General features: G+C 36.7%; 4 protein-coding genes and 2 pseudogenes. 2 read left to right on the top strand and 4 right to left on the bottom strand.

Features of this window, described 5'->3' with window-relative positions:
• Together ME1_RS05190 and ME1_RS05185 are read left to right on the top strand one after the other, a co-directional pair.
• Positions 1 to 1,458 (top strand): YfjI family protein (locus ME1_RS05190; protein ID WP_004864280.1); only part of this gene is annotated, 1,458 nt, incomplete at its 5' end.
• Positions 1,459 to 2,128: 670 nt separating this feature from the next.
• Entirely contained in the window at positions 2,129 to 7,036 is a 4,908-nt protein-coding gene (locus ME1_RS05185) for a DEAD/DEAH box helicase (RefSeq protein WP_004864279.1), read from the top strand.
• A gap of 457 nt (positions 7,037 to 7,493) precedes the next feature.
• Here ME1_RS05185 and ME1_RS05175 read toward each other — a convergent pair.
• The 4 genes and pseudogenes from ME1_RS05175 to ME1_RS08275 all read right to left on the bottom strand — a co-directional run.
• Positions 7,494 to 10,144, bottom strand: a pseudogene (locus ME1_RS05175) (DUF6990 domain-containing protein).
• Positions 10,145 to 10,156: 12 nt separating this feature from the next.
• Positions 10,157 to 10,621, bottom strand: a pseudogene (locus tag ME1_RS07975) (SMI1/KNR4 family protein); the annotation flags it as partial.
• Positions 10,622 to 10,722: 101 nt separating this feature from the next.
• Complete coding sequence (locus ME1_RS05170; RefSeq protein WP_004864274.1) at positions 10,723 to 11,187, bottom strand: SMI1/KNR4 family protein; 465 nt, start codon at positions 11,185 to 11,187, stop codon at positions 10,723 to 10,725.
• A partial coding sequence (locus ME1_RS08275) for an HNH/ENDO VII family nuclease (RefSeq protein WP_004864273.1) occupies positions 11,184 to 11,954 on the bottom strand: 771 nt, incomplete at its 5' end. The genes ME1_RS05170 and ME1_RS08275, both read right to left, overlap by 4 nt.

Raw genomic sequence — 11,954 nt, 5'->3', positions numbered from 1 at the left:
GATACAGCTCTTTTACCGGTCGAGCCTTTTCAGGCTACACAAGTTCCAACAGCATTGGGAAGGTATATTTATGATATTGCTGACCGTCAACAATCCCCTGTCGATTTTGTGGCTGTGTCTGCCGTCTGTGCTTTAGCTTCCGTGATTGGCAATGGCGTGCGTATCGCGCCAAGACAGCATGATGATTGGTTCATTGTCCCTAATCTATGGGGGGCTATTATTGGAGAACCTTCTGCACGAAAAACACCTGCTATGCAAGCAGCTCTCGCCCCTCTCTATAGCTTACAAAATGAATGGCATAAAAATTGTCAACAAAAGAATAAACAAGCAAAAGTGAATGAAGCTTTTGAGACCTTGCGTAAAAAAGAAGGAAATAAAAAAGCAGCAAAAGCTTTTAAAAACGGTGATTATGATGCAACCCGTGCCTTTTTAGAAGAACTGATTGAGAATGAGGAAGAAAGTGACCAGAACGATACAAAGCGGCGTCTTATTGTCAATGATGCAACGGTAGAAAAGCTAGGAGAATTACTCAAAGAAAATCCGCGTGGATTATTGTTTGTACGTGATGAACTTTCTGGTTTTTTAGCAAATCTAGAACGAAAGGAGTATCAAACAGACCGTGGTTTTTATTTGCAATCTTTCAATGGTGATCAACCCTATACCCATGACCGTATTGGGCGTGGAACAATCCATGTTGAAAATGCAACACTTTCTATGATTGGAGGCATCCAACCTTCTCGGATTGTCCCTCTTATTCGCGCGCTTCATTCTGGAAAAGGAGATGATGGTTTAATCCAACGTTTTCAAATGATCGTTTGGCCCGATAATAATAAAGAATGCAAATGGGTTGATAGAAACCCTTTAAAAGATGCCTATAAGAACTATGAAGAGGTTTTTCGTTCTTTTCGGAATAAACCCTTGGGATCACCTGAACACCCGATTGTGATACGTTTTTCTCCCAAAGCACAAGAGGCGTTTCGTGAATGGTGGGAAAATCTTCATAAAGAAGTAAGAGAGGATAATCTCTCCCCGTCCTTACAATCATATCTTTTAAAAATGCCTAAAACCATAGCAAGTCTTGCCTTAATCTTCGAACTTGTTGATGGAAAGCGTTTTGAAGTAAATTACCCTTATCTTTCCATGGCATTGCGTTGGTCAAAATATCTGTTAAGCCATGCAAAACGTCTTTATGCTGCTGGGGATACCTTAACAGCAGAACGTGCAAAATTGATTGTAGAACGTTGTGATTGCTTACCTGATATCTTTACGTTACGCGATATTCACCAACGTAATTGGGCTCGTTTAAAAGACAAGGGAGCAGTCAAGCAAGCTTTGGAATTTTTATGCCATACAAACCACATTCGTGAAATCACTAAAGACAGTAACCAAAAAGGCGGTCGTCCTACCATACGCTATGAGTGGCATCCTTTGGTAAAAAATCAGAGGACAGCACAATGAAGCAATCTGAACTTTTATCAAGATTTTGTCCTCCAACATCTCCCCTCAAAACCTATAGTAAAAAGTGTAAAAAACTCCTTTACACCAGTACTTAACTTTTATTGGGTAATTCAATATAACTTATTGGTAAAAAACATTATTTTCTATTCTTGTCCTTCTTATAGATTTTTGTTGTACAAGTGATAATAGATGTATAGAGCAGACAAACAACTTTTCTTATATGTTTTGAGGGTTTTGAGGGTTCTTTTAGGACCTCATTTTTAAAAAAAATTTTAGCAAAAAATAAAAACCATTGTATTTCAATATGTTAAGATTTTGAAGATCTTAAAAATACAATCATTATCGACAACACAACCCATAAATACAACTGATGATATATGTTTTGAGGGGTTTTGAAGGTTTCTTTTTAATATTTATCAAAATTGCATATTTGATCTCTTAAAAGCATATATTGGAGTTGTCTTGATTTCCCATAAAATGAATAGCAAATTTCACTACTTTGCTTTTTATAAATGCATCTTGTTAAATTTTTTAAAGCAGTTTGTGGATCTTTAATACTCTTTTCCTACTTTACTCTTGCTATTTGTTCTAAACAGATCTAGCAAATTCTATCGAAAGTTTTTTGATACCGATAGATTAACGCTTATAAAGCGGTGGGGTTTTATTATAAATGCTTCAATCTCATACCAAACCACTAACATTACGCTCTCTGTTGCAATCTTACCGTGATCATACAGGAGGTGCCCGTGATAGAGGAACTTCTTTTGAAAAGTTTGTTATTGCTTACTTAACACATGATCCGCTGCAATGCCAAGAATATGAAAAGGTTCAAACCTATTACGATTGGGCATGCGAACATGATTGGGATGGTACTGATATCGGCATTGATCTGGTAGCAAAGATCCGTGATGAAGAGGGATATGCTGCTATTCAATGTAAATTTTATAGTGCAAATCATCAGATTAAAAAAGAAGATATTGATAGCTTTATTGCTGCCTCTGGGAAAGCCCCATTTACTCGTCGTATCCTTATTGATAGCACGGAAATAAACTGGAGTAACAATGCCGATCTAACTTGTAAAGGACAAGACGTTCCAATTCAACGGATTAATCTGTTTGATCTCGAAAACAGCCAAATAGATTGGAGTACTTTTGAAGCAAAAGGAGATATTGTCCTTAAAGAACAAAAAAAGAAAAAGCTTTTAGATCATCAAAAAGAAGCTCTTGAAGCTGTTTGTGAAGGTTTTAAAGAAGCAGACCGTGGCAAGCTCATTATGGCTTGTGGAACGGGAAAAACCTTTACGAGCCTTAAGATAGCAGAAACTCTTGCTGGTCAAGGCAAGCGTGTTTTGTTTTTGGTGCCTTCTCTTGCTCTTATGTCTCAAACGATAAGAGAATGGACAAGTGATACAGAGGTACCCTTGCGTTCCTTTGCGGTGTGTTCTGATACACAAGTTGGCAAACGGCGTAAAAACCAAGATGATATTGCTGAACTGGATGTCTCAGATCTTGCATTGCCTGCTACAACAGATCCGCAAGAACTTGCTAGCAAAGCCAATAAGATTTCTCCTGATGTGATGACTGTGGTGTTTTCGACTTATCATTCTATCCAAGTGATTGCCGATGCACAAAAAGATCATGGCTTACCTGAATTTGATCTGATCATTTGTGATGAAGCCCATAGAACAACGGGTGTATCATTAGGAACAGACAACAGTGAATCGAAGTTTGTTAAGATTCATGATAATAGCATTATACAAGGTAAAAAACGTCTGTATATGACCGCAACACCAAAGATCTTTGCTGATGATGCCAAAAAGCAAGCCAATGAGATTAATGCTGTGCTGGCTTCTATGGATGATGAAGATCTTTATGGAAAAACCCTTTATACCTATACCTTCTCAAAAGCCGTACAGAATGAATTGTTAGCACCTTATAAGATTATTGTCTTGGGTGTGAATGAAGAAGCAGTGGCTCAATCCATTCAACATCTTATGACCGATGATAATTATGAACTTATCCTTGATGATAAGACCAAAATCGTAGGGTGTTACCAAGCCCTTAGCAAAATCGATCTAAAACTTGATCTAAATGATGATCCAAATCCCATGCGGCGTGCTTTGGCTTTTTGTAAAGATATTAAAACCTCTGAACGCATTCGTGATACCTTTAATTCTGATGAAATTCAGTCTGAATTACGTACTCTTTATGAAAGTCATAAAAAGACACCTGCTCTTCACTGTAGATTTGAGCATATTGATGGAACTTGTAGCGCTAAAGAGCGTACAAAAAAACTTGATTGGTTAAAAGAAGATGCGGGGAAAAATATCTGCCGTGTGTTAAGTAATGTTCGTTGTCTCTCAGAAGGCGTGGATGTGCCTGCTCTTGATGCGGTCATGTTTTTACATCCGCGCAAAAGTCACGTGGATGTGATACAAGCGGTAGGACGTATCATGCGCCGTGCCAAGGGCAAAAAAAGAGGTTATATCATTCTACCGGTTGGGGTTCCTGCTGGAATTTCTGCGGAACAGGCTTTAAGACACAATAAGAAATACAAAGTTGTCTGGCAAGTGATCAATGCTTTGCTTGCCCATGATGAGAATTTTGAGATAACCCTTAACCAGATGATTTTAGGGCAAGATGTAAGCCATACCCTAGAGATTATCTCCTTAGACAGTATGACTGTGGTTGAGGAGAAACTCTCAATCTATGAAAAACCAGAAAGTGCGGGACTGGAAATTGGAAAACCCGCCTATGAACCTTCTCAGAGTATTGGAGTACAAGGAAAATTACCCTTTTTTATTGAGTTTCCTAATGCACTTAGAACACTTCTTGCTAAGAAATTTGCTATTGCGGATTATTGGGAAAACTGGGCTGGTAATGTTGCTGAGATTGCTCAAAACCATATCAACCGCCTGCAAAACATGCTTGTTGATGAAACAAGCGAAGCCTCTCATGCCTTTCATGCATTTCACGAAGAACTAAAAAACAACTTAAACAGTGATATTAAGCAAGAAGAAGCTGTTGAGATGCTTGCACAACATCTTGTAACGCGTCCTGTGTTTGAAGTTTTGTTTGATGGCAATCAATTTGTTCAAAACAATACCATCTCACAAGCGATGGATAAGATCTTAAAGGAATTAGACAAGACAAATATTGAAGAAGAGTCGAAGGACCTTAAAGAATTCTACGAAAGTGTTAAATTACGTGCTTCTGGGATCACCACCCCGCAAGCAAGACAAAACCTCATTATTACGCTTTATGAAAGTTTTTTTGCCAAGGCATTTAAAAAGACAACGGATAGGCTTGGCATTGTTTATACCCCTGTTGAGGTTGTGGATTTTATTATTCATTCTGTTGATGATGTTCTACGCAAGGAATTTGGAAAAAGCTTGGGATCACGTGGTGTTTCCATCCTTGACCCCTTTACGGGTACTGGTACCTTTATCACGCGGCTTTTACAATCTGATCTCATTAAACCAGAAGATATGGAATATAAATTCCGTCATGATATCCATGCCAATGAGATTGTCCTACTCGCTTATTACATAGCAGCAATTAACATTGAATCGACCTATCATGGTCTTATGAAAGGAGATTATATTCCCTTTGAAGGGATTTGTTTAACTGATACGTTTCAGATGCTTGAAGAGAAAGATTTTTTTACACGTTATATGTTTGAGAATTCAGAACGGTGTAAAAAACAACAAGAAGCCGATATCGAAGTTATTTTCGGCAATCCTCCTTATTCTGCTGGTCAAAAAAGTGTAAATGATAACAATGCAAATGTAGCCTATACTACACTCGACGCAAACATTCGTGACACATATGCACTCGGTTCTCAAGCAAAATTAAAGAGAGGACTTTATGATAGCTACATTCGAGCGATTAAATGGGCAAGTAACCGTTTGAGTTTCCAAGGAGGTATTGTAGCCTATGTTTCTGGTAATGGGTGGATAGATAAAATATTTGCTGATGGTATGCGAAGATGCTTACAAAATGAATATTCTTCTATTTACATCATTAATCTTCGTGGTGATATTAGAAAAAATATACGGTCTGGAAAGGAAGCAAAAGAAGGGGAAAATGTTTTTGGTTCTGGAAGCCAAAATGGAATAGCTATAACTCTTTTTGTACGTAATCCTAATAATAAAAAACCCTGTAAGATTTACTATCATGATATTGGGGATGATCTTTCTACTAAAGAAAAATTAAAAAGATTAAATACATTCGGAAGTGTAAATAAAATAATACAATCCAAACAATTTATAGAAATCATACCTAATGAAAAGCATGATTGGATAAAGCAACGAGATGCGGATTATGATCAATTTATTTCAATAGGAAATGGAAATACTTCGGTGAGTGTTAAGATTTTTGAAGATGCGTCACCTATAGTGAAATCAAATCGGGATGCTTGGGTTTGTAACTTTTCGAGAGATACATTGGATACATCTGTAAAAAAAATGATTAATTTTTTTAATGCACAAAGGTGTCTTTTTGCTAAAAGCCCATCAATGTCTATTGATGATATTATCGATCATGACCCTACCAAAATTAGTTGGTCGCATAGTCTTCGTTCAAGATTAAAACGAGGTATAAATGCAATATTTGAACCTCATCTAAAAGTCCTAATTTTTTATTGTCCATTTACTGTTATGTGGCATTACGCATCACCTTTCCTTAATGAACGATTAGGGAAAATGCATCAATTTTTTAATCCAGATATGCGTGATAATCTTGGAATTTGTGTTTCTGGAATAGGAAGTCAAACAGGTTTTTCTTGTCTTATGACAAATAAACCAATTAGTTATAATGCATTACAAAACGCAAAATGCTACCCGCTTATGCTTCATTGTGAAGAGAAAAAACATCATGACCATAGTTTGTTTACTACAGCAGTAAAAAAGAAAGTTCGTGATGGGATTACTGATGAGGGATTAGCACATTTTAAAACAGCTTATCCTCATGAGACCATAACTAAAGATGATATCTTCTATTATGTTTATGGGATTTTGCATTCAGAAGATTATCGTGCTCGTTATGCTGATAATCTTTCTAAAGAACTCCCTCGTATCCCTTGCGTAAAAACTGCTGAAGATTTTTGGATGTTTGTTACAGCAGGGCGTGAATTAGGCAATTTACACGTCAATTATGAAACTGTAGAACCTTATCCTGTTACCTTTAAAAAAGGTGACCCTAAACTTACAGATATCTCTAATCCCGAAAAGTTTTATTACGTTACAGAAATGAAATTCGCAAAAGCAGGTAAAGAAAAGGATAAATCTACTGTTATTTACAATCGTAATATCACAATAACAGATATCCCTAAGGAAGCTTATGAATATATCGTAAATGGTAGACCCGCTCTTGAATGGGTTATGGGGCGTCAATGTGTAAAGACCGATAAAAAGAGTGGCATTGTGAATGATGCCAATTGCTATGCTGTTGAGACCATTGGCAACCCTGCTTATCCATTGGAATTATTTCAAAGGGTTATTACGGTAAGTTTAGAAACTATGAGGATTGTTAAGAACCTCCCAAAATTGGAAATAAGAGAAACTGAAGAGACTTCATAAAGCATGCTCACATTTCACATGATGGGTATGCACATCTTACAAGGGAGTATAGAGTTTATATCTATACTCCCTTGTTAAGTTGATTATGTACACTCTTAAAAGGAATGATTTATCATGCGATCTTCTAAAAAGAGAAGCCTTGCACTTTTAAACACTCTCATATTGCCTTTAAAAGATTATATCGCAATCTCAAATGATAGCACCATATCTTTCAAAAGCTCTCTTTAAAGAGAAATGTGACTATTGATAGGTTGTATTTATCAATATGGATTATTTTTTGAAGTATTGATAAGACTTAATATATTGAAATATAATGTTTTTTATTGTTATCTAAAAGCTTTTTTAAAATGAGGGGGTAAAACGACTGACAGAGATAAAAGCCCATAAAAAGGGATTTTGATAATGCTATAATAATTCAATAGGTATTTTTTGATGCTTTCATATGAGAAAAAACGCATTATTTTTTTAAGATACTATTTTTTGTCTTTTTTCCGATAAACTGAGTGATCCTCTCTTTCCAAGAGCGAGGCTGCTCTTCACTAGAAACTTTTCGTTGTTCATCAAAATTTTCTCCAACCTGTTTAATCAAAGCATAACTCAGTTGTTTGGCTTTTGACAATTCTTCAGCTAAAATCAGGGCGCGTTCAAGGTGGGTTTGGTTGATGTTCTCTTCAAAGCCTAGATGATCTCCTGTCACAAAGCTTTGTTGATAAGACTGTAAGCTTTCAATATCACCCAATAAAGCAAGGGCACCAAGATGAAGTAAAGCATAATCCTTATTGCTTGCTTTAGATGTTGCATCCTTTTCCCAAGGAGCGAGGCCATAATCACAACGAAGCCTTTCAGAAAGATCAATGGCGCTTACCGCCCATTTTAATGCATCATCAAGTGCTTGCTTTAAACGATCCGCACTCACCTCTGCTTCAAAGATTTCCAATCCCTTTACCTCAAAATTAAGCTGTATATCTGGAATATCTTCCGTGTGGGTAGGATCAATGAATTTGCAAGCAGCAGCAAGAATACCGGTGCTAATTAAAAAGGCACTATCAAATTGCGGATAATCTTTGGCAATTTCATCATTATAAAGAACATCAACTTCACGATCAGCCAATTGATAGCTTGCTATATAGTCATCCCTTGCGATTTTCTTCACTGCCCAATTCAAACTTTTTAAAAGTGTTGTTGCACTCTCCATGGTAAGACGATCATCACCAACATCCGTTTCATCAACTTCATCGATCTCTTCCTCTTCAAGCAGCGCTGTTTTGGAGGCAAAAGATGCTGTTTGTGGATCGAGGAATAAAATCAGAGCGTTTTTTGAAAAAACGTTCGATAACCCTGTGCAAGAGTAAGAGCCTTGTCAATATCATATCTTGTGATAGTATCCACAAAGCCTAGATAGTTCTTTCTTTGAAAACTCTCCTTATAAAATTTGAGTTTTTTGACATTACCAGTCAAAATAAGTGCAATAAGGTGAAATTCTGCAAGGCAAAATTCACTATCTGTTGGCAAAGCGGCATAATCATAGATAATTTGATTGACATTTTGTTGATCTGCCCACTCAAGAATATCCGCACAGATCTGCTTTAGTTTGCCTTCTTCAACTTCAACACTAGAAACTGTATAAACTTCTTCTGCCTCTTTGAGAGCTATATATTGAGGCTTCTCGAAAAAAACATCCCGATGAGCGGTAGAAAAAGCAAGTGTTGAAAGTGAAGCCTTAAATACAACAACCGGTATTTTTCCTTTTCTATCAAAACTGTACACTATATTGATGATACGATCTTTGCTTATAAAATAGGCATTATAATTGTAATTTTTGTCGCGATAGACTGTCCAGTTCATCATTTTTAATGTTTTAGAAACTGTATTCAGGAAGGCCAAGGACTGTACACCAATGCGTGCATCTGCCACCTCTCGCTCTTTTAGAATTTTTAGATGTTTTTCAGCAAATTCAACCGCGTACTTAACAGACTTTTCTACAATATTGCTTTCCAAATGTTCAGAAATAGTACCTAACGCAAGTAAATTTTGATAAGATTTCAGCACATTGATTTTTCCGGTCAATGCTAAACAAGCCAAATGCCAAATTATATCTGTATTGTAGTTATATTTTTGAACAAGCGTTTTGCCTTCTATCGATCCTTGCAAATCTTGAGCGCGTGCCCATTGTATTATCCGCTCAGAGATTTTGATAAGCTCTTGCTCATTTAATGTCTCTACACGAATATCAATCCCTTTATCAACACCACTAAAAAGCCCTCCCCCAATCGTATTAAAAGACTGATAAATATTTGTAGCTGATATCTTCCTATATTTTCCACTATCGTGAATATAATGGCAAGCTACAGAAATCTCTTCGTTGGAGATCTCTGCTTCAAGATGGACATTGTAATCATCATGAAGACGGATAAAACCAAAATCAAATTGAATAAAACGATCCGGCAAAACCAACCACATTTTCCCAGGCTCTGTGGCAAGCCATCCTTCGGTTTTGAGAATACGAGTTGCTGTTGTAAGACTTATCGAACGCTGTTTAGGCTTTTTGCGCGCCAAAAGATCATCCAATTCGTTATTTTTATAAGCCTCAGCAAAAAAGATGGCACGCTCAACCTGCGTCATCTTTTCATAATCAGAAAACTCTGGTGTATATAATTGAGATATAGATTTGTAATTCCTTAAAGCCTCAATATCGCCGAGTAGAGCTTTTGCAATGAGAGAATGATTGGCAGATTCTTCACGTAATTTTTGCTCAATATCTTGCTCTTGCGCCCAAGCTAACACTTTGTTTAAAGCGACCTTGACATGGTTTTCAAAAAACTCCAGCGCTGTAACTCCAAAATTTTCTTCTGAAGAAATCAGCATATCCTCATATTGATGTTGCGATTCTTTACCGTTAATGTATTCACAGCCAAGGCAATAGGCAACAGTGGTGAGACTGGACGAAACCCATAACCTACCGCTATCCTGTCCATAATCTATGACACCATAATGAATACGCACTATGCGATCGGGAAGGTGATAATAAGCAAACATATCACCTATTTCATCTCGATGAGGCTCCCAACCAACTTTTTTTAAAATCTCTGTTGCGTCTTTGGTTTGCATCGTCATTCCTCCCCCAACATGTTCCATAATTCTTTTACAGAGAAATTCATAAAAATTACTGGCGTAATATTCGCAATCTTCAGATGGAAGCATGACATAGAGTGGGCATTCACCATCCCGAAACTGAGTATAATCAAAATAAAATGTTTCACCAAAATCTGTTCTATTCACAACAAGCTGTTCTGGTGTTGCAAAACCTTCTTTTCTATAATAATTTAAGTTTTGGTGAACAATATCATTAAAAGGAAACTCTACACAATCTTTGTAAAGGCTAAAGATTTCATAACCAGCAATTTCTCCTCCTCCATATTTTTTTAAAAAAGCTTTGTAAGACGTTGTGAATTGCAAACCAAGAGTTTTTTCAGCTTTTTTAATCCATATATCATCAACCGCCTTTTCTTCAGAACAAAAATTGACAATATCACCTTCATATTTATCAACTAATTCTATGACATCATTTAAGGTATAGGTTTTCATGAATGATCCCCCCAGAAGTGATTATTCATTATAGATCACAACTCATTCCCACAGATAATAATGTTTTTCTTTTGATAAGAAAAACTGCCATACGAAGGACATCATTCTATACGAGCTGTAATTCTTTTGCATAAAAATTCATAAAAATTACTTGCATAATACTCTGAAGTCCCAGATGGTAACTCGACATAAAGTGGGCATTCGCCATCCTGAAACTGAGAATAATCAAAATAAAATGTCTCACCAAAATCAGTTCTGCTAACAACAAGTTGCTGTGGTTTTGCTAAGCCCTTCTTTCTATAGTTTAAGTTTTTGTACACAATATCACCAGCAGGATGATCCTCAAAACTTGCGTTATAAATGCTAAAAATTTCTTCATAACCAATTTCTCCTCCTTTATAATTTTTTAAAAAATCTTTATAAGAAATTGTAAATTGCAAACCGAGAGTTTTCTCAGCCTCTTTAATCCGTACATCGCTAACTGCATCCTCTGCAGTACCGAAATTTATGATATCACTATATTTATCCACTAATTGTGCAACATCAGTTAAAGTATAAGTTTTCATAAATTGTTCTCCATAAATTGTTGTTTTAGCTTTATCTTTTCTTCTATAGCCTTAGCGCGGTCCTTCCAATATTTGGATCTCCACCTATCAAAAATATCTCTATCGATACCTGATCCCATTGTGTTGGGATTAATATGAATAACAGCAGTATTTTTTTTATGAAACTCATTGGTAACCTCTGCTATGGGACTATCATGTGTTTGCAACATATGATGCAATTCAATGGGGTCATCATCAGCGTCAAGAGGAGCTCTTCCTGTCTTCATTCTTTCAATATTTGTACCTTTTACTTCTTTGCCGTTTACTGTCCAAGTAACAATCTGGTTAGGATCGAACAGATCTTCTCTCTGATAAACTTTGTTTTTCTGAGTAATTTTTTCTCCCTTGTAAGTTATTTCAAACTCAGCATCAATGGGATCCGCTGACCAGAATTTTCTTTCCTGCCCAAAATATTGAGTTGCAACAACTTCATCACTCATCTTTCCGAGTGCTTGAGAAACTTCGCCACCCACCTTAGCAACTTCTTTTTCAACCTGAGAAGTGAGTTTTCCAATGCCTTTCTCTGCAAGCTTTGCGCCACCCTTGGCTAATCCAGCACCTCCGAGCACTTCGGCCACTGTTCCTAGTGGTTTACCTATCATTTGGCCGAATTCAAAACCAGCACCGAGTGCTCCATCCCCTCCCTCTTTATCCATTGTTTCTGTTATGTGATTTATATGCCCGACAAAGGAATCCCTAATACCTCCCCAGAATTGACCAAAACTTCC

Source organism: Bartonella vinsonii subsp. arupensis OK-94-513 (assembly GCF_000278235.1).
Taxonomy (GTDB): Bacteria; Pseudomonadota; Alphaproteobacteria; order Rhizobiales; family Rhizobiaceae; genus Bartonella; species Bartonella arupensis.
Note: the sequence above shows the minus strand (reverse complement) of the source record. Positions and strands in the feature narration are given on the sequence as shown.

Bases quoted from the DNA above. Each gene is read 5' to 3' on its own strand.
- ME1_RS05185 (WP_004864279.1), top strand. From the start codon at position 2,129: ATGCTTCAATCTCATACCAAACCACTAACATTACGCTCTCTGTTGCAA.
- ME1_RS05170 (WP_004864274.1), bottom strand. From the start codon at position 11,187: ATGAAAACTTATACTTTAACTGATGTTGCACAATTAGTGGATAAATAT.